Below are 18,752 nucleotides of genomic sequence, written 5' to 3'. Positions count from 1 at the left end.
CACCGACGGCGTCTGCCCAGCGCCGTCGTCGCAGGTCGCTGCCCGGGTTTCACCGAGTATCGTCCACGGCGGCACGCCGGGGATCCATGCTTGACGTCCGCCGCTCTCCTCCCAATGGACGCCCTGCGCAGCGCTCCCTCAAGGAGGTCCTGTTGAGCTCCACATTCGCGGCGGACGCGTACCCTTCACCCGATGAGCGCGCTCGGTTGCGCGAGAGCCTCACACGATCGCTGCCCGAGATCCCGCCCGTCTACTTCTACGACGATATCGGGAGCGAGCTGTTCGAGCAGATCACCCACCTCGGGGTCTACTACCCGACGCGCACGGAGATCGGCCTCCTCGAGCAGTACGCCGGAGACATCCTGTGCGCCGTCCGGCCGCGGCGCCTCGTCGAGCTGGGCAGCGGCGCGGGCCGCAAGATCCGCATCCTGCTCGACGCCTGGCGGTGGGTGGGCGGCGGCGAGACGTGCACGATGCTGGACGTCAACGGGCTCTTCCTGGAGACGTCGATCAGCCGCCTCCGCACCGACTACCCGGAGTACACGTTCCGCGGTGTGATCGGTGATTTCACCACCGACCTGCCGCGGCTCGGCCGGGGCGGGGGGCGCCTCGTCGTCTTCCTCGCGGGCACCATCGGCAACCTCTACCCCGACGAGCGGCGCGCCTTCTTCCGCGAGGTCGCGCGCGTCATGGAGCCGTCGGACGCGCTCCTCGTCGGCGCCGATCTGGTCAAGGACACGGCCCTGCTGGAGGCCGCGTACGACGATCCGGAGGGCGTGACGGCGGCCTTCAACCGCAACGCGCTCCGCGTGATCAACCGGCGCTTCGGGGCGAATTTCGCGCCCGACGCGTTCGCGCACCGCGCCTTCTACGACGCGGCGCGGGCGTGGATCGAGATGCGCCTCGTGGCCTCGCGGCGGATGCGCGTGCAGATCCCGGCGCTCGATCTGCGGCTCGACCTCGAGCGCGGCGCCGAGATCCGCACCGAGGTGAGCTGCAAGTTCACGCGCGACTCGCTCCAGGCCTCGGCCCGGGCCGGAGGGCTCGTGTTGTCTTCGTGGCACACCGATCCCGACCAGCTCTTCGCGCTGGCCCTGCTCCGGCGGAACGACGCGTGACGGAGGCCTCGTTCGAGGCGCTCCTCGCCGCCGCGTGGCGCCGCAGCGACGATCTGTTCGCGCTCGTCCCGGAGGCGTCGATGGGCCGTCGGCCCATCGCGCAGCGACACCCCTTCTCGTTCTACCTGGGGCACCTCCCGGCCTTCGCGTGGAACCAGATCGGCCGAGGCGTCCTCGGGCTCGGGCCCATGCGGAGCGATTTCGACGTGCTGTTCGAGCGCGGGATCGATCCGGCCGACGAGGACGGCGCCCGCGCCGCGTCGAGGGACGCGTGGCCGGCGATCGCCGAGGTGATCGCGTACCGCGACGAGGTCCGCCGCGCCGTGCGGGCGTGCATCCCCGACGTGCTGGCGCGCGCCGAGGACGTGCTCGGCGCGCGGGGGCGGATCCTCCAGCTCGTGATCGAGCACGAGCGGATGCACCACGAGACCCTGATGTACATGCTCCAGGAGCACGGCGCCGCGCGGCGCCCCGACGGCGCGCCCGCGTTCGTGGGCGGCGGGGGGCGCGCGGCCGAGCCCCGGCACGTCCCGGCGGGCCGCGTGGTGATCGGCGCGGACTTCGAGGCGATCCCGTTCGGCTGGGACAACGAGTTCGGGCGCGCGGAGATCGATGTCCCGGGCTTCACCATCGACTCGTTGCCGGTGCGGAACGGCAATTACCTGGCCTTCCTCGAGGTGATGGAAGACGGCGCGCGGGCCGCGCTCACGCCCCGTACGTTCGTGCGCCGCGGAGGCGGGCTGGCGGTGAAGACGATCTTCGGGCCGGTCTCCTTCGAGGTCGCGTCCGGCTGGCCGGCGCAGGTCTCGGGCGAGCAGGCGCGCGCCTATGCAGCCTGGCGCGGTGGACGCCTGGCGACCGAGGCCGAGCTGCGCCGCGCCGCGTTCGGCGAGCCGAGCGGCGGTGTGCGCGCGCGTCCGTGGGGGCACGCGCCGGGCGAGCCGCGTCATGGCCAGTTCGGCTTTCGCGGATGGTCGCCGGTGCCGACGGGCAGCCACCCGGACGGCGCCAGCGCGTTCGGCGTCGAGGAGCTGGTGGGCAATGGCTGGGAGTGGACGTCCACGCCCTTCGCGCCCTTGCCCGGCTTCGTCGCGTACGCCCGCACGTACCCCGGGTACTCGGCGGATTTCTTCGACGGGGAGCACGACGTCGTCTTCGGCGCCTCGTGGGCGACCGACGAGGGGTTCCTCCGGCCGAGCTTCCGCAACTGGTATCGCCGGGACTATCCCTATGTCTTTTCGAGCTTCCGGGTCGTACGCGAGGAGCCACGCTCTCGGCGGCGATGATCGAGCTCGAGCGGGTGACCAAGCGTTACGATGGAATCGTCGCTGTCGACAGCGTCTCCCTGCGCGTCGAGCCGGGCGAGCTGGTGGTTTTGCTGGGGGGGTCGGGATCGGGGAAGACCACGACGCTGAAGATGACGAACCGGCTCATCGAGCCGAGCTCGGGTCGCATCCGCGTCGAGGGCGAGGACGTGACCACCGTGCCGCCGCACGCGCTCCGGCGCCGCATCGGCTACGTGTTCCAGCGGCTCGGGCTCTTCCCGCACCTGACGGTCGCCGAGAACGTGGGCATCACGCCGGCGCTCCTCGGCTGGGACGCGAGGCGCATCCGTGGTCGGGTGGACACGCTGCTGGAGCTTGTCGAGCTGGATCCAGCCGAGGTCCGCGATCGGCGGCCCGACGCGCTCTCCGGCGGCCAGGCGCAGCGCGTGGCCGTGGCGCGGGCGCTGGCGGCCGAGCCGGGCGTGCTGCTGCTCGACGAGCCGTTCGGCGCGCTCGATCCGATCACGCGCGAGCGCCTCCAGCGATCGTTCGCGCGGGTGCGCCGGAGCCTGGGGTTCTCGGCGATCTTCGTCACGCACGACGTCGTCGAGGCGCTGCTCCTCGGCGATCGCGTGGGCGTCATGCGCGGCGGGCGCCTCCTGCAGCTCGCGCCCGGCCGCGAGCTGGTGCGCGCGCCGGCCGACGACTACGTGGCCGATCTGGTGCGCGGCCCGCTCGAGCAGGCGCGCGCCGTCGAGTCGCTGATCGCGGGCGCGCCCGCGCGAACGATCGCGGGAGGCGACGCTTCGTGAAGGAGCAGCTCGCCCTCCTCCCGCGCTACCTCGCCGCCCACCTCGGGCTCACGCTGGTCGCCCTGGCGCTGGGCGTGGCCGTGAGCGTCCCGCTGGGGGTGCTGGTCACGCGATCGCGCCGCCTGGAGGGGCCGGTGCTGGGCGTGGCGAGCGTCGTCCAGACCATCCCGAGCCTGGCGCTCCTGGCCTTCATGGTGCCCGTGCTCGCGGCCCTGGGCGCGCGCAGCATCGGTTACCTGCCGGCGCTGATCGGCCTCTTCCTCTACAGCCTGTTGCCGGTCCTCAGGAACACGGCGGCCGGCCTCTCGGGCCTCGATCCGGCGGTGATCGAGGCCGCGCGCGGCGTGGGGATGACGCCCCGCGAGCAGCTCCGCCGCGTCGAGCTGCCGCTGGCGCTCCCGGTGATCGTGGCCGGCGTGCGCACGGCGGCCGTGCTGACGGTGGGCACCGCCACGCTCTCCACGCCGGTCGGGGCGCCGAGCCTTGGTGACTACATCTTCAGCGGGCTGCAGACGCGCAACACCACGGCCGTGCTGATCGGCTGTGTGGCCTCGGCCGGGCTCGCGCTGGTGCTGGACGGCCTGGTGCGTGGCCTGCTCGCCGGCGTCACGCGCCACAGCCGGCGCCTCGTGCTGCTGTGTCTCGGCGGCTTCGCCGGGCTCGCGGTCTTCGCGGCCACCCCGGTCGTGCGCGCCCTCCTCGCGCGCGATCAGGTGTCCATCACCGTCGGCGCCAAGACCTTCACCGAGCAGTACATCCTCGCCGGCATCGTCGCCGGGAGGATCGAGCGCGTCGCCGGCGTGCCGGCGCGGACGCTGGGATCGCTCGGGTCGACGGTGGTGTTCGATGCGCTGAAGAACGGCGAGATCGACGTCTACGTCGACTACTCGGGCACCCTCTGGGCCAACGTCCTGAGACGGAGCACGGAGGGCGCGGACCGCGCGTCGGTGCTGGCCACGGTGGAGAGGGAGCTGCTCGATCGGTACAACGTCCACGTGGCCGCCGCGCTCGGGTTCGAGAACACCTACGCGCTCGCCATGCGGCGGGCCGAGGCCGAGCGGCTGGGGATCCGGCGCATCAGCGATCTCGGGGCGCGCGCGCGATCGCTGCGGGTGGGGGGCGACTACGAGATCTTCCAGCGGCCGGAGTGGCGCGCCATCGAGCGCGTGTACGGCCTCGCGTTCCGCGAGGCGCGGAGCATGGATCCGTCGCTGCTCTACGAGGCGCTGCGGGCGGAGCAGGTGGACGTGATCACCGCCTTCTCGACCGACGGGCGGATCATCGTCGACGATCTGGTGCTGCTGGAGGACGATCGCCGGGCCATCCCGCCGTACGACGCGCTCGTGCTGGTGAGCGATCGGCTCGCGCGCGCCCGCCCGGAGGTGCTGGAGGCGCTGCGCGGGCTATCGGGGACGATCGACGCGCAGAAGATGCGCCAGATGAACGCGGCCGTGGACGAGAAGAAGGGCTCGCCGGCCGCGGTGGCCGCCCGTTTCCTCGATGAACTGGGGCGCTGAACCATGCCAGAAACGCCTGGGATTACCGCGACGTAGCACCACTGGCGTCGCGTCGCCCCGGGTCGGCGCGATCCATTTCGCCGTCCCCCGTATCCTTCCGGCCGCGCCGTTCGTCGGTGGGCCATGACGACGACACCCCCGACCGAACGACGCCTCTACGTTTCCATGATCACCTCCCTCGACGGCTACATCGAGGGCCCGGGCCGCGAGCTCGACTGGTTCCAGGACGGCAACCCGCAGTTCGAGCGGTACTGCGACGAGATGATCGACTCCGTCGGCCTCGCGCTCTACGGGCGCACCTCCTACGAGCTCATGCTCCAGTACTGGCCCGACGCCGAGGCGCAGCCGCGCTCGCCCCAGGACCTCGCGTTCGCGCGCAAGATGAACGCCCTGCCCAAGGTGGTGCTGTCCCGGACCCTGACGCACCCCGCGTGGGCCAACACCCGCGTGGCCCGCGACCCCGAGGAGATCGCCGCGCTCAAGCGGCAGCCCGGCAAGCCGATCGTCGCCTGGGCCGGCGCCGCGCTGGTGTCGACGCTGATCGAGCACCGCCTCGTCGACGAATTCCGCCTGATCGTGCACCCCGTGGTGCTCGGCGGCGGCACGCCGCTGTTCGCGCGCCGCGACCATCGCCTCTCGCTGCGGCAGATCCGGACCCAGAACCTGGGCGGGGGGCTGTCGGTCCTGTGCTACGAGCCCGTCTGGTCATGAGCGATGAGCCGCGCGACCTCGGCGAGCTGAGCAATGAAGTGAAGGCGTCATGGCAGCGGTTCCTCGACGTGTTCGAGCCGCTCCGGCCCGAGCTGTACCGTTACTGCCGCTACCTGACCCGGAGCCCGTGGGACGCCGAGGACCTGGTGCAGGACACCATGGCCCGCGGCTTCGTCACGCTCGGCACCCTGTTCCACGAGCTGCCCAACCCGCGCGCCTGGCTGTTCCGGGTGGCGTCGAACCTGTGGATCGACCGCGCCCGGCGGCAGCGGCTCGAGCGCGACGCGATCGGCGAGCCCTCGGCAGCGGCTCCGGCGCCAGGTCAGGCGCCCGACGAGCGGGCGTCGCGCGAGGCCGCCGGGACCCTGGTCGCGCACCTGTCGCCCCAGGAGCGGGCGGCGGTGGTGCTCAAGGACGTGTTCGACTTCTCGCTCGAGGAGGTCGCCGCGTCGCTCTCGACCTCGGTCGGCGCGGTCAAGGCGGCGCTGCACCGCGGCCGCGGCAAGCTCGTGGCGCCCGAGGCCGACGAGCCCCGGGCGCCCGCGCCGGGCGTGCTCGACGCCTTCTGCGCCGCCTTCAACGCCCGCGACCTGCCGGCCCTGACCTCGCTGCTCCTCGACAGCTCGATCACCGAGATCGTCGGCGTGGTGACCGAGTACGGGCGCGAGCCCCCGGCCGATCCGCGCACCGGGTCGTTCGTCGGCAGCCTCTCGCCGATCACGACCACCGACGCCGGCGGGGTCGACGCCCGTCACCTGGTGGGCTACCTCGGCGGCCCGCCCCGCTGCGAGGTGCGCGAGCACCGCGGCGAGCTCTTGCTGCTCTTCTGGTTCGATCACGACACCGGACCGGCGGTGCGCACCGTCTGGACCGTCGAGACCGACGGCGAGCACATCGCCCGCATCCGCAACTACTTCTTCACCCCCGATGTGATCGCCGAGCTCTGCCGCGAGCTCGACGTGCCCTTCCGGACCAACGGCTACCGCTACTGGATCCACGGTTAGCGGCCTCGCCGTAAGCACACGCAAATGCACGTCAGTGCGTAGAATGGCCCCGGCGATGTGGGCGACCTCCCGACCTGCCTTCGAGTTCACGAGCCGCCGCGTCGGGCGGCGCTACGAGGGCCTTGGCCGCGTCTTCGGAGGCCTCGCGCTGCTCGCGAGCGGGGGAGGGCCTTTTCTGGTGAGCGTGATCGCCCTGGTCCTCGCGCACGTGCTGGACGAGCCGGACCTCCGCGGGTTCGCGTTCCACGCCCTGACCGTCACCGTGCCCGGTGTGGTCGTCGGCCTGGGGCTCTCGTTCGTGAGCGCCCTGTTCACCACCACCGCCATCGGCTGGAAGGGGCCGGTGCGCGTGGCCGCCGACGCGGCTGGGCTGAGTCTCGACCCCGGCGCCGCGGAGCGATCGATCCCGCGCGCCGAGATCCGCTCCGGCCTTGTCCTGTCGGACCTGCGCGTCCGCGTCGAGCTCCGCCTGCGCGGCGGGCGGGTGCTCGAGGTGGACGTCGCGCGGGAGGAAGAGGGCGCGCGCCTGCTCGCGGCCCTCGGGATCGGCCCCACCCAGCGGCGCGTCGCGCTCTCGATCGGCAGCGTCCACAGCGAGCTCCTGGCCGGCTGCTTCGGTCTGCCGGCCTTCATGATCCTCTGGCTCGTCGTGATCGTGGCGCTCGCCGAGCCGCTCACCGGCAACTCCGGACCGGTCCTGGCGTGGTTCGCCCTCACCACGCTGTCGACATGGCTCCTCCGCCGCGCCGTGCGCCGCACTCCGGTCGTGGTGGGCACCGACGGCGTGCGCGTCGAGCGGCCCTTCTCGACCGTCTGGCTCCCTTACACCGAGCTCGACTCGGTCGAGAGGCGAGGCGATCGGCTCCTCCTCTTTCGCCGGGGCAGCGACGGTCCGGTCGTGCTCCGGACGGGAGAGGCCCTGACAGAGACGCTGGCGCAGCGCCTCCGTGATGCGCGCGAGGGCGCTGCCGGCGGCGCAGCGCTGCACGGCGCCGACGCGCTGGAGCGGCGCGGCCGCGATCTCGCGCTCTGGCGCGGGGACCTCCACAAGCTGCTCGCCGGCGACGACTACCGCGCCGCCGGCCTGACCCCCGAGGACGCGCTCCACGCGCTCGACGACGCCAGCGCCCCGCTGGATCGCCGGGTGGGCGCCGCCTTGCTCCTGCGCGTCGCTGGCTACCCCGACGCGCAGGAGCTCATCCGCGTCGCCGCCGAGGGCACGGCCGACGATGCGTTGCGCGCGGCGCTCGAGAGCGCCGCGGAGGACGAGGTCGACGACGCGGCGCTCGCGCGGGCCCTGCGGTGAGCCACTCTGGGCCACGCGCAACGGGTGCGTCGGGCGGCGCTGTAGAAGGCGAGATCTCCAGGGATATCCGGCGGTAGCGAGATGGCACATGTCCTGCAAGCTGCCGTCAGCGGAGGTGTTCATGTCACGTCGCTTTCTTTCGGACGATGCAGCCTTGTTATCGCCGCTGCCCACGCCGCCGCCTCGGACGGCGGCCCTGGTGCAGCGGGTGTCTCGCGCGGCCGCAGCGGCTGCTGCCGTCTTCGTGGTCGCCTGTGGTCCTCCGGCCGTCGACGAGGGACGGGACCCGGACGATCAAGGCGAGATCATCCCGCCGATGCCGCCTCCGGACGACGAGATCATCCCGCCGATGCCGCCGCCGCCTCCGGACGACGAGATCATCCCGCCGATGCCGCCGCCTCCTCCGGACTGCGAGGGCGGCGAGATTGTCCCGCCGATGCCGCCGCCGCCTCCGGACTGCGAGGGCGGCGAGATTGTCCCGCCGATGCCGCCTCCGGACGGGGAAGAGGGGGAGATCATCCCGCCGATGCCGCCGCCGCCGGACGGGGAAGAGGGGGAGATCATCCCGCCTATGCCGCCGCCGCCGCCGGACGGGGAAGAGGGGGAGATCATCCCGCCGATGCCGCCGCCGCCGCCGGACGGGGAAGAGGGGGAGATCATCCCGCCGATGCCGCCGCCTCTTCCCCCGTGCAAGTGAGGCGTTCGATCGTCGCACCGTTGCGCTCCCCAACATCGTGAGGTCGAAGATGGGCGAACAGGAACGCGAGCTGGAAGTTGCGCCCGAGTGGTGGCGCTGGGCCACGGAGAACCTGCTGCGCGGCGTGCCCGAGGGCCAGATCTCGGAGCAGCTCCAGGCGGCCGGCGTCAGCAGCGCGCAGGCCGGAGAGCTGCTCTCGGCCATCGTCCGTTCGCCCATCTTCGTCGCCGCTCGGCCCTTCGCCAGGTCGGCGCGGCGGCACGAGATGCTGGCGCGGCTCCAGCAGAGAATGGCGTCGGTCGCCTGCGATCCGACGGGGATCCCGCGGCGCTCCGGCGTGTCCGGCGAGGAGCTCCGCGACGTCTATGTCGCCGGCAACATCCCGGTCATCCTGACCGACGTCGTGACCCGCTGGCCCGCCTTCGGCCGGTGGACCCCTGCCCACCTCTCCGAGCGCTTCGGCGATGTCGTTGTCGACGTCACGACAGGACGCCAGAGCGATCCCGACTATGACATGCACGCGGCGCGGCACACGGAGAGCACGCCGCTGCGCGACTTCGTCGCGCGCATCGCCGGCGCCGCGAGCGAGGAGACGAACGACTTTTACATGGTCGCCAACAACCGCGTCCTCGAGCGGACGCGGCTCGGCGCGCTGCTGGACGACGTGGTGCTCCCGGACGGGTACTGCGCCGCGCAGCGTCTTCTGGGCGCCTCGGCGCTCTGGCTCGGCCCTGCCGGGACCGTCACGCCGCTGCACTACGACACGTCCAACATCCTGTTCGGGCAGGTGTACGGCAGGAAGCGTTACCGCATGATCGCGCCGTTCGAGACGTCGCTGTTCGACGGCGCACGCGCGATGTACGCCGATCGGGATCCGGAGAAGGACCCGATGGCCCCGGCGCTCGTGAAGGACGTCGTGCTCGATCCGGGCGAGGCGCTCTTCATCCCGGTGGGCTGGTGGCACCATGTCCGCGCGCTCGACGCCAGCATCAGCCTGGGGATCAACAGCTTCCCGTTCCACAACAACTTCGACTGGTACCGGCCGAGCAACATCGGTTAGCGAAACGCTCGACCCTCGGTCACCGCGTCGAGCTAAAACGCCCCGAGGTCCAGAGGGGCGAGCGCGGCGACGGTCGTGGCGGTGGCGAGCGCGAGCGACGCGATGACCGAGAAACAGCTCGCCGCCCAGACGCGCCCCGGGAGCGCTGGGTCCCATTCGCCCCGCGCATCCGGCCGCGGGGCGGAGGCGAAGTCGCAGTTCGCCAGGCCGTCGCCCGTCTCGGGCTCGGCGAGCACGACGCCGTGGAACGCTGGCCCCGTACGCACCGTGACTTGCGCGATGCGTCCGCGCGGGGTCTGCACCGTGAGCGTCGTCACCGAGCCGAGGCCCGAGTACAGGCGCAGCGCGATGTCCCAGCCGTTCGTCCAGAGCATGGGCCAGTTCCTGAGCTGCACGCCCGAGTACGCCTGGCTCTTCTGGAGCACGGTGCCGAGCTCGCCGCGCGCGAGGAGCCGCAAGCGCTTCCTCGCGCCCGCCAGCGACACTGCCCAGAGCGCGACGAGGAACGCAGCCATCGCCGCGGCGCCCTCGAGCGGTCCAGCGAACCACGGGGCGAGCAGGGCCGGCGCGATCAGCATCGTGAAGGGAGGAAACAGGGCGATCCTGAAGAAGGACCATGCCCCGCGGGACAGCTCCGCGAAGACGTACGCGGCAGGCACGGCGCGCGGCCCCGGCCGGAGCGGCGCGACAGGGCGAGCGCGCTGGGCAAGCGCCGATTCCATCGCGCGGAGGGCCTCGCCGAGGCGAGCTGCTTCTCCGGCGAAGTACGCGCGCTGGCCCTGGAGGAGCTCCACCGAGGCCAGCGCCCCCGCCGCGGCGGGCGGCGGCGTGTACGTGGCGAGCGGAATCGGAGCGACCCCGCCTGCCACGAGGCGCGCATTGAGGGCCGCGACACGCGCCACGACCTGCACGAGCGCGGCGTAGCTCTCGAGCACCTGCGCCTCGGCCGTTCGCACGAGGGCCGCATCGTCGGATGCACGATACATCGTCCAGCTTGAATATCGAGCGGGAGCGCCCGCCGCAAGAGCGCGGTTGTACCCTCGTCCCCGCCATACGTCCTTGAAGAGCTGAATGATTGTCTCTTCTCGGGTGGCCGCCTCGCTCGGGGCGCCAGCGGCCAGCGGCGCGTCGGCCAATGGGCCGAGCCCGCCCGCTTCAAGCTGCGGGGAAGCGAATGCGCAGCGAGCTCGGCCCGCGGTCCTGCAGGTTCGAGCCGGCGTAGCTCAACGTCTCTTCGGCGAGCTCCCAGCGCGGCAGCGAGAGCAGGGCGCGCACCGATTCCTCCACTTCCATCCGGATGAGCGGGGCCCCGGGGCAGTAATGAGCGCCGCTCCCGAAGGTCAGGTGCCGGCTCTGCTGCCGGGTGATATCGAAGCGGTTCGGCTCGGAGAACAGCCCTGGATCGCGGTTCGCCGCGGCGATCATCGCGAAGACGAACTGCCCCTCGGCGACCCTGGTGCCCCGGATCTCCGTGTCCCTCGCGCACATGCGGCTGAGGGAGAGCACGGACGGCTCGAAGCGCAGGCTCTCCTCGACCGCGCCGCGGACGAGGCCTGGCGCCTCCCGGAGCTTCGCGAGCTCGGCGGGGTGGTTGAGGAGCGCGAGCACGGTGTTGGCGATCTGGTTCACGGAGGTCACGAACCCCGCGGCGACCATCTGGAAGCATTGCATGGCCGCCTCGCCCGCGAGCTCGGTGTCTCCGCCTTCTGCCTCGATGAACCTGCTCGCGACGTCCTCGCCCGGCGCCTTCCGGCGCTCCTCGACGAGCCGCATCATGTAGTCGACCATGTCACAGCAGCTCTGCTTCACCGCCCGTTTCTGCTCGTCCGAGGTGACCCCGCCGCCGGCGAGCTTCAGGAGGTCCGTCGACCATCTCATGAACTGCGGCCGATCGGCCTCGGGTATCACGAACATCTCGGCGAGCGTGTTGAGCGCGACCGCCTCGGAGAACGCCGAGACGACATCCATCTCGCCGTCGCGCCGCGCCTTCTCGGCGGCGCGCTGCACGAGCCCCACGACCCGCGGCCGCATCCACTCGACGGCCGACGGCGAGAACCCTTTCATGATGAGCTGTCGAAGCTTCGTGTGGCGCGGCGCGTCCTGAAAGAAGGCGAGCCGCGACAAGCAGTCGAACGTCTTTCTCGAGAGCTCGTCCTCGCCGAGCATGCCCAGGCTGCCGAGGATCGCCGTCGCCCGCCGCGCGGTGAAGCTCGGGTCCTTCAGGAGCCCCTCGATATCGGCAGGAGCGGTGATGAGGAAGCACTGGAGCGGCTCGAAGAAGTAGACCGGCGCCTCGGTGCGGAGCCGATCGAGCGTCGGGAAGGGATCGGCGAAGAAGCGCTCGCTCGTGAGGTCGAAGCCAGAGGTGACGGCCATGGTCCTTCTTTCCTTGTGGCGCTCGTGGCGCAGCGGAGATCCACGGCCAGGCTAGGGTATCGCCACGCCGCCGTGAAGCGGCCTGGCCGCGGGTCGATCGCCGCGCGAGGGCGGCCGAGGTGGGCGCGCGAGGCTCCGCGCGGCGCGCCCTGCCAGGCGCTGGCCCGGGGCGACCAAGCCGCGCCGCCATGTACCGCCCGCCGGCGACGGACCCGGCGCACGCCTCGACGCCAGCGACGGACCCGAGCTCGCCGACGCACATCTCGACGCCTCGGCCGCGGTGCTGCTCCGGCTCGGCTTACAGTTCCCTCCCGGACATCGGACGTCGTTGTTCCCTTCGTGCACGGTCGACCAGGCGCCTGACTCGGAAGCCGTGTTGGACGATGAAACCCTGGAGGCTGGCGAGTCGCTCGCGGCGCGGGGAAAGTGCGAAGACGCGGTAGACGAGGGAGCTGATATCTGGAGGCTCATGTGTGGATCAGCGATGGATATATTCTTGACGCGGTATGAGACACAACTCTGCCTTGCGGAGAGCAGCGAAGGGCGAGCCGCGGGCTACGCGAAGTGCCGTTCCAGTTGCCCGACTGCATGCCTCGCGCTTTCGACGCGATGGGAGCTTTACTGTGAAGAGCGCGCGCCCCTGCTCCTGAAGAGCATCTGCGAACAGGCACGACAAAACGGGCAGAGGAGGTGCCTGAGCTCCTGTTGAGCCAGGGCGCTTGACATCGCCGAGGAGGACGCTAGCTGGTGGGGCATGCCGGACGTGATTGCGGAGCGTACCCTCGAGCTGACGTTTCCGAACGGGACGAACGAAAGCATCCGAGTGCGACTGTGGTCGCCCGAGTACAGGCCACACGCCATGTGCTGGGAAGCTGATGTGGAAGTCGCTGGAGCGGGGGACGCTCATAAGACCCACGGAGTCGGAATCGATGCTTTCCAGGCGCTGCACAGCGCGCTCCATTTGATCCCGTCGATGCTCGTCAAATACGAGGGTGTGGGCCGGCTCTCGTGGCTCGATGCGGAGTGGCTCGGGTTCCCAGCGATCAAACTCACCGGGCCGTGACGCCGGCGCGCGAACGCGCGAACGCGCGGCCGGCTGTTATCGAACTGGCTAGATGATGGTCCTGCGCCTCTTTTCGCTCGCGCTGGTTGATGGCCATCCGGTGCCCGGAGGCTCCGTTCGCCCGTCGCCCGCTCCGGACGGTTGTCGGAGCGCGGAGGGCGGGGCAAGGGCGGCGTAGCCGCCGCGCCCCCGGCGCGGGCACCCTTCACGCGCCTGAGCACTCCCGCAACCTCGGCCGCGGGATGGGCCGACCATGACGGCCGTGACCGGGAGCGCTCACCCTCGTGATGGCCAGCCAACAGCCTGCGCAATCGAGCAGCAACCATCGTGAGCGTCAACAACGGGCGTTGCCCCGGGTTGGCCACGCCGTGTGGCCTCCCTGTACGCCAACGCCAGGGCTTTACCCTGCCTCGACGCACGGCCGATCCACATGCTGCGGCGCCCCGGCGGCCTTCCCCGCGGCGGCGGCGGCAACTATCCTCCGGCGCGTGCGAGTGGCGAGCGATGATTGGGCGCGGGCGGCGGCCCTGGCGAGGCGGGTGACGGTGGGCATCGTGACAGCGCTGCCAGAGGAGCGCGTCGCGATGCTCGCGATGTTCGACCGGACGGTCTCCTGGTCCTTCCCCGGAAAAGGCGCCGGGCTCGTCTACGATCTGGGGGAGCTACCAGCCCATGGCGGAGGACACCATGTCGTCGCCGTCGCTATCGCCGATCTGGGCACCAACATTGCTGCCGCACGCGGCACCCTGCTCCTTCACCACTTCCCTCTGGTCGAAGCGATCATCATGGTCGGGGTTGCCGGAGGCGTGCCGAACCCCGACAACCCCGACGAACACGTGCGGCTCGGCGACCTCGTGGTCTCGGATCGGCGAGGGGTGATCCAGTACGATTTCCTGAAGAAGACGCGCACGATTACGGAGGTGCGCGCCTCTCCCCGGCCACCCCATGCGCGTCTCCTGGAGGCTGTGCGGCTTCTGGAATCGGATGCACTGGCTGGGAACAAGCCCTGGGAGGCGCACGTATGGCTGGCAGCGAAGCTCGAAGGAGCCGCGCGGCCCGCGGCGGCGCGCGACGTTCTGCTGACGTCCCGGGCGCCGTTCGTTCCGGTGAAGCATCCGGCGGACGGCAGGCGAGCCGCGGGGCGGCCGCGCATCTTCACGGGGGCCATCGCGTCGGCGAACGTGCTGCTGAAGGATCCGGTCTGGCGTGATCGGCTGCGCGACGCGCACAGGGTGAAGGCGATCGAGATGGAAGCATCCGGGATCGCGGATGCGACGTGGGTCCACGGGGTGGGGTACCTGGTGGTACGGGGGATCTGCGATTACTGCGACAAGAACAAGAACGACGATTGGCACATGTACGCGGCGGTCGTAGCTGCGGCCTATGTGCGGGCCGTCCTGGGGAGGATGGCGACCTGGGACAGGGGGGACCGTGAGCCGTGGAAGCGCGCGCCCCGGATATCGAACAACCCGCGGACGAGAAGAGTCCAGGCCAAGTTCACCGAGGACGTGCCCGCACCGCGCGCTGGCGGGCTCGCCTTACCGGCGATCGAGCACTTTGTCGGCCGGAATTTTCAGGTCGAAGAGCTGGTGCATGCCCTGCTCGGCGAAGCAGCCGCGCGGATCATCGTGCTTGGCGCCGGCGGGATCGGGAAGACGACGCTCACGCTGGCGGCGCTCCATCAACGCGAGATCGAGGAGCGCTACGGCGCCCGGCGGTGGTTCGTCCGGCTGGACGCGGCAGCCACGGCGGACGACGCGGCGAAGAACATCCGCGAGGTGCTAGGGCTGTCGTCGAGCGGCGATCCACTGACGGAGGTGAAGGCCGCCCTCGCGAACGCGCCCGGAGTGCTCGTGCTCGATAACCTGGAGACACCCTGGGAGCGAGAGCTGGTGGCCACCGAAGCGCTCCTCGGTGCGCTTGGTCAAATCCCGGGCCTTCGAATCGTGGCTTCAGCGCGAGGTGGGCACAAGCCGGCGGGGGTGGCGTGGAGCAAGGCCATCCAGCTCGGGCCGCTCTCGTTGGACACGGCAGAGGTGCTGTTCGGCGCCATCGCGCCCGAGCACGCGGGTGATGCGCGCGTGCGGCCGCTGCTCGCCAAGCTCGGCGGAGTGCCGCTCGCCGTCGTTCTGCTGGCGCGCGCCGCGGAGGGGGACGATCTCGACAACCTCGCCGCAGACTTGCGGGCGCGGCGGACGGCGTTGCTCGAGCGACATCGAGAGGAGCCGGATCGGCTATCGAGCTGGGCAGTGTCGGTGGACCTGTCGCTCGCGTCGAGGCGGATGACGCCTGGAGCGCGGCGGCTCGGTGCGGTGCTGGCGGAGTTGCCGGGGGGGATTGCGGTGACGGACCTGGAGGTCGTGTTCGCCGGGGGACGCGGCGAGGCGCGGGTGCTTTCGCAGGTGGGGCTCGCGTTCTTCGAGGGAGGGCGGCTGCAGATGCTGGCGCCGATTCGGGAGCACATGCGCCTCGTGCATCCGGCGGCGGAGGAGGATCTGGACGGAGCGATCGCCCATTACGGAAAGCTCGCACGCCAGCTGGCGTCTACGACCGGCAAGGATCCCGCTGCGGCGGTGATGGCGCGGCTCGCGCCGGAGGCGCCGAACATGAGCGCCATGAGCGCTGCAGCCGTATACAAAGGGGAATACGAGATGGCCTGGGAAGAACTTGAGGTTTCGATGCAACAAGTCGATTCCAATTTGGCACAAGTTCAAAATGCGCAGCAGGAGCTGACAGCTGTCGGCGCATGGGAAGAGTCATTTATCGCCTCATGCGAACTGCTCATTCAGGGCTTAAGACACATGGGGGGTCGAAACGTCGAGCGCCGAGCCGCGTGCGCCGTGTACGAGGCCGCATGTATTCTGAAGATCGGCGATGTCGAGCTTGGGAGGTCGGAGGCCGAGAAAGCGTACAACCGATATGAGGAGGCCTTGCAGCTGTACAAACAGGTGAATGATGTCGTCGGCGAAGCACGCGCGATCGCGAGGCAGAAGCTGGCGAAGCAGGCTGCACTGCGTCCATCGGGCCGGCCGAAGTGACACTGGCGGTTATCCAGAACGGCGGGTCGCCTCCACGTTGTGTGCCCTGATGGGGCATGACGAACGCCGACAAGGGCCGGACGGATGTGGACGAGCTCACCGGACGCGACCTCGAGCTCGGTGATCGCCTGATGCGCGCTGCTCCTATTCAGGGAAGCGAAGCGTATCGACGACGATGCCATCCTCCCCCGTCGCCATGCTGCCATCGTGGTTCCAGCTGATGCCGCCCTTTACCGGCGGCCCGAGCTTGAACTTGACGCACTCGAGCGTGAGCTGGTCCCCGTCGAGGTACGCGATGCCGATCGAGTCGCCGCCGCGCCCGGTGCCGCCATAGCCTCCGTCACCTCCGAGGCCGCCGTTGCCGGCGCAGCACGACCAAGTGCCGTCTCCCAACGCGCCGCCCGGTGCACCCCGGCGGCCATTGCCGCCTCGCTCAGGTGACCCCATTCCGCTGCAGCCGAGCTCTTGCGGTAAATATTCCCAAGGGATCCCTGTCGTGAGCACAAATACGATCCCCGTCAGGGCGGTTCGAGATGCCGCCATAGGTCACCTCGAGCGTCACGCCCGGTGCGATGTCATGTTTCAAAGCGAGGGTCCGCTCAGGCTCGGAGAGTATGGCTTCGGCGAGGGCATGGATGGCGGCAGATCTTCCGGGGAGAGGTCGTCCATGCCCGGAGACCGGCGCGGACGCGGAGCAGGTTGCGATTGAAGGGCACTCCCCGCTGCGGATCCGCGCTCGGGCCCCCTCCGCCCGCTCGTGCCGCCTCTCGTGCCGCTCGGCCATCTTGACAGTGGAAGCGCAGCGCTGGACGATCGTGTCCATGGTAGGCACGACACCGGTAGGTGCGCGGACGGCGATCCTGTGGCTTGCGGTTTACGGTTCTAGCGGATGCGCCCAGATCATCGGCGCGAACTGGAACGAGTACGAGCGGGGTACCGGCGGCGTTGGAGGGGTGTACGGCAACGGCGGCAGCGGCGCGAGCATCGATGGCGAGGGCGGCAGCGGTAGCGAGGGGAAGCGGCCTCCTACGACGCCGGTCCTGAGACTGCCGGTCCAGGATGCCGCAGTCGGTTCGATGCTCGTGCCCGATACCCGGCGACCCACGTTCGTTTGGGAATCCTCGACGCCGGCCGCCGAGGGCGACATCGAGTACACGATCGAACTCAGCGAGGACCCTTCGTTCGCTGCGCTACTCGAGACCGAGACTACGACGGCGACGCGCTGGCGACCAGGCGCCGATCTCGAGGGGGCCGCGGCTCCTCCCATGGGCCGCCGCGTGTATTGGCGGGTCCGCGCGTGCGCGGCAAGCGCCTGCTCCGCTCCGTCCGCCGTCCGCTGGATCAACGTGGGACGGGGCCACCACGATCTCAACGGCGACGCCTTCGACGACATCCTCGTGGGGGCGAACCAATACGCGGCCCCGGATTATATCCCTAGCGGAGCCGCTTACGTGTTCCTGGGCGGAGCCGGCGACAGCTTCGATCCGGCATCAGATGGGCTCCTGGTCGGGGTCAGCAGGCGGGGAGGCACCATCGAAGCAGCCGGGTTCGGGGGGACCGTGGCCACCGCGGACATGAACGGCGATAGCTTCGCCGACGCCTTGGTCGCGGCCCCGAGCTTCGGGGACGAGAAGGGCTTCGTCCGCGTGCTCTTCGGGAGCTCGATGGATCCGGGGACGTGGCCTTGGGACCAGGACTTCGCGGGGAGCCTGCCGGGCGACAACCGCAGGTTTGGACACTCCCTGGCCTCCGGGGACATCAACGGCGACGGCTACGCAGACCTCGTGGTCGGTGCGCCGGGGCCCGGCCCCGTCCCGTCCAATGACCCCGGCAGCGCCTACGTGTTTTCGGGCGGACCCGAGGGCCCCGATCTCGACGCCGGCGTGATGTTCACGGGGGTGCAGAGCCACAGCGCGTTCGGCACGTCGGTCGCCTCGGCGGACTTCAACGGCGACGGCTTCTCGGACGTCGCGGTCGGCGCGCCCGGCAGCCAGCGCGTCCATGTTTATTTCGGCTCGGACGGCGCGTTCGACACCGTGCCTGACGGCATCCTGATCGGCGAGGGGGAGCTCGGACGATCGCTGGGCGCGGGGGACGTCAACGGAGATGGGTTTGCCGACCTGCTCGTCGGAGAGCCGATGAGCAGCATGGCTTTCCTGTTCCTCGGCGGGCCGGGAGGGGAGTTCGACGCGACCGCCGACCTGGAACTGCACGGCGAAGGGCCGTCCCACCGCTTCGGTCAGACGGTGTCCTCGAGCGGAGACCTGGACGGGGATGGCTTCGTGGAGATGCTCGTGGGCGCGCCCGAGGTCGGGGTCTCCGGCAAGGTGTACGTGTACCGCGGCGCCGCGAGCCTCGACGCGGAGCCCGACGCCGCGATGACCCCGCGGCACGGGGGCACGGTGGAAACGGAGGTCTCGCGCGCGGGTGATTTCAACCGCGATGGGCTCGGGGACGTCGTCGTGGCGTTCGGCGGCGGCAAGGAGGTGCTCGTGTTCCTCGGCGGCAACCTCGCCGACAGCTCGCAGGCGTCCCTGGAAGGGGCGGGCCCGACGAGCGACGAGCACTTCGGCTCGGCGGTGTCGCCCTGACCGGCGCGACGAGGGCAGCGTGGCGGGGCGCATTCGCTCCACGAGCACACCTCCCCTTGCCAGGTTGCTCCTTACGGCGCGCTCTACCTGCCTCCGACGCGCGCCGCGGGTTGCAGATGCCCTGTATTTCTAAAAGCGCCCGGCGCTGCGCAGGACTTGCCGCCCGCCGCCTCATTCCCTGCCCACCCTGCCGT

General features: G+C 70.6%; 15 protein-coding genes. 12 read left to right on the top strand and 3 right to left on the bottom strand.

Going from position 1 to position 18,752, the window contains the following annotated elements:
- Positions 1-152 precede the first annotated feature (152 nt).
- The 9 genes from egtD to WMF45_RS36345 all read left to right on the top strand — a co-directional run bounded on the left by egtD (position 153) and on the right by WMF45_RS36345 (position 9,490).
- On the top strand, positions 153-1,118 hold the full coding sequence (egtD, locus tag WMF45_RS36385; protein WP_437710216.1) for an L-histidine N(alpha)-methyltransferase: 966 nt from the start codon (positions 153-155) through the stop codon (positions 1,116-1,118).
- Positions 1,115-2,404: an SUMF1/EgtB/PvdO family nonheme iron enzyme gene (locus WMF45_RS36380; RefSeq protein WP_437710214.1), complete on the top strand. Its 1,290-nt coding sequence runs from the start codon at positions 1,115-1,117 to the stop codon at positions 2,402-2,404. The genes egtD and WMF45_RS36380 overlap by 4 nt, the downstream gene beginning before the upstream one ends.
- Complete coding sequence (locus tag WMF45_RS36375) at positions 2,401-3,195, top strand: ATP-binding cassette domain-containing protein (protein WP_437710212.1); 795 nt, start codon at positions 2,401-2,403, stop codon at positions 3,193-3,195. Before WMF45_RS36380 ends, WMF45_RS36375 begins: the two co-directional genes overlap by 4 nt.
- Positions 3,192-4,712 carry a glycine betaine ABC transporter substrate-binding protein gene (locus WMF45_RS36370; protein WP_437710210.1) on the top strand — a complete coding sequence of 507 codons (1,521 nt, stop codon included), beginning with the start codon at positions 3,192-3,194 and terminating at the stop codon, positions 4,710-4,712. The genes WMF45_RS36375 and WMF45_RS36370 overlap by 4 nt, the downstream gene beginning before the upstream one ends.
- 123 nt (positions 4,713-4,835) lie before the next feature.
- Positions 4,836-5,423, top strand: coding sequence for a dihydrofolate reductase family protein (locus WMF45_RS36365; protein WP_437710208.1), 588 nt, complete (start codon positions 4,836-4,838; stop codon positions 5,421-5,423).
- Positions 5,420-6,427: an RNA polymerase sigma factor gene (locus WMF45_RS36360; protein WP_437710206.1), complete on the top strand. Its 1,008-nt coding sequence runs from the start codon at positions 5,420-5,422 to the stop codon at positions 6,425-6,427. Before WMF45_RS36365 ends, WMF45_RS36360 begins: the two co-directional genes overlap by 4 nt.
- 55 nt (positions 6,428-6,482) lie before the next feature.
- Positions 6,483-7,733 (top strand): hypothetical protein, encoded by a 1,251-nt coding sequence (locus WMF45_RS36355; protein ID WP_437710204.1) that lies wholly within the window; start codon positions 6,483-6,485, stop codon positions 7,731-7,733.
- Positions 7,734-7,821: 88 nt separating this feature from the next.
- Positions 7,822-8,430 (top strand): hypothetical protein, encoded by a 609-nt coding sequence (locus tag WMF45_RS36350; protein WP_437710202.1) that lies wholly within the window; start codon positions 7,822-7,824, stop codon positions 8,428-8,430.
- A 49-nt stretch (positions 8,431-8,479) separates the two neighbouring features.
- Positions 8,480-9,490: a cupin-like domain-containing protein gene (locus WMF45_RS36345; protein WP_437710200.1), complete on the top strand. Its 1,011-nt coding sequence runs from the start codon at positions 8,480-8,482 to the stop codon at positions 9,488-9,490.
- Positions 9,491-9,522: 32 nt separating this feature from the next.
- On the opposite strand, the gene WMF45_RS36340 is transcribed toward WMF45_RS36345, so the two are convergent.
- Both WMF45_RS36340 and WMF45_RS36335 read right to left on the bottom strand, forming a co-directional pair.
- Positions 9,523-10,476 carry a hypothetical protein gene (locus WMF45_RS36340; RefSeq protein ID WP_437710198.1) on the bottom strand — a complete coding sequence of 318 codons (954 nt, stop codon included), beginning with the start codon at positions 10,474-10,476 and terminating at the stop codon, positions 9,523-9,525.
- A gap of 169 nt (positions 10,477-10,645) precedes the next feature.
- Positions 10,646-11,866 carry a cytochrome P450 gene (locus WMF45_RS36335; RefSeq protein WP_437710197.1) on the bottom strand — a complete coding sequence of 407 codons (1,221 nt, stop codon included), beginning with the start codon at positions 11,864-11,866 and terminating at the stop codon, positions 10,646-10,648.
- Positions 11,867-12,620: 754 nt separating this feature from the next.
- Between WMF45_RS36335 and WMF45_RS36330 the strand changes: the two genes are divergently transcribed.
- A complete protein-coding gene (locus tag WMF45_RS36330; protein WP_437544143.1) occupies positions 12,621-12,929 on the top strand; it encodes a DUF6968 family protein in 309 nt (102 codons plus the stop codon).
- Positions 12,930-13,474: 545 nt separating this feature from the next.
- Positions 13,475-15,967 carry a phosphorylase family protein gene (locus tag WMF45_RS36325; protein ID WP_437710195.1) on the top strand — a complete coding sequence of 831 codons (2,493 nt, stop codon included), beginning with the start codon at positions 13,475-13,477 and terminating at the stop codon, positions 15,965-15,967.
- A gap of 144 nt (positions 15,968-16,111) precedes the next feature.
- Here the strand turns inward: WMF45_RS36325 and WMF45_RS36320 are convergent, their stop codons facing one another.
- Entirely contained in the window at positions 16,112-16,360 is a 249-nt protein-coding gene (locus WMF45_RS36320) for a hypothetical protein (RefSeq protein WP_437710193.1), read from the bottom strand.
- Positions 16,361-17,313: 953 nt separating this feature from the next.
- Between WMF45_RS36320 and WMF45_RS36315 the strand changes: the two genes are divergently transcribed.
- Entirely contained in the window at positions 17,314-18,558 is a 1,245-nt protein-coding gene (locus tag WMF45_RS36315; protein WP_437710191.1) for an FG-GAP-like repeat-containing protein, read from the top strand.
- Positions 18,559-18,752 lie beyond the last annotated feature (194 nt).

This window comes from Sorangium sp. So ce448 (assembly GCF_051520915.1).
GTDB classification, from domain to species: domain Bacteria; phylum Myxococcota_A; class Polyangia; order Polyangiales; family Polyangiaceae; genus Sorangium; species Sorangium cellulosum_B.
Note: the sequence above shows the minus strand (reverse complement) of the source record. Positions and strands in the feature narration are given on the sequence as shown.

Bases quoted from the DNA above. Each gene is read 5' to 3' on its own strand.
- WMF45_RS36375 (WP_437710212.1), top strand. From the start codon at position 2,401: ATGATCGAGCTCGAGCGGGTGACCAAGCGTTACGATGGAATCGTCGCT.
- WMF45_RS36365 (WP_437710208.1), top strand. From the start codon at position 4,836: ATGACGACGACACCCCCGACCGAACGACGCCTCTACGTTTCCATGATC.
- WMF45_RS36360 (WP_437710206.1), top strand. From the start codon at position 5,420: ATGAGCGATGAGCCGCGCGACCTCGGCGAGCTGAGCAATGAAGTGAAG.
- WMF45_RS36355 (WP_437710204.1), top strand. From the start codon at position 6,483: ATGTGGGCGACCTCCCGACCTGCCTTCGAGTTCACGAGCCGCCGCGTC.
- WMF45_RS36350 (WP_437710202.1), top strand. From the start codon at position 7,822: ATGTCCTGCAAGCTGCCGTCAGCGGAGGTGTTCATGTCACGTCGCTTT.
- WMF45_RS36345 (WP_437710200.1), top strand. From the start codon at position 8,480: ATGGGCGAACAGGAACGCGAGCTGGAAGTTGCGCCCGAGTGGTGGCGC.
- WMF45_RS36340 (WP_437710198.1), bottom strand. From the start codon at position 10,476: ATGTATCGTGCATCCGACGATGCGGCCCTCGTGCGAACGGCCGAGGCG.
- WMF45_RS36335 (WP_437710197.1), bottom strand. From the start codon at position 11,866: ATGGCCGTCACCTCTGGCTTCGACCTCACGAGCGAGCGCTTCTTCGCC.
- WMF45_RS36330 (WP_437544143.1), top strand. From the start codon at position 12,621: ATGCCGGACGTGATTGCGGAGCGTACCCTCGAGCTGACGTTTCCGAAC.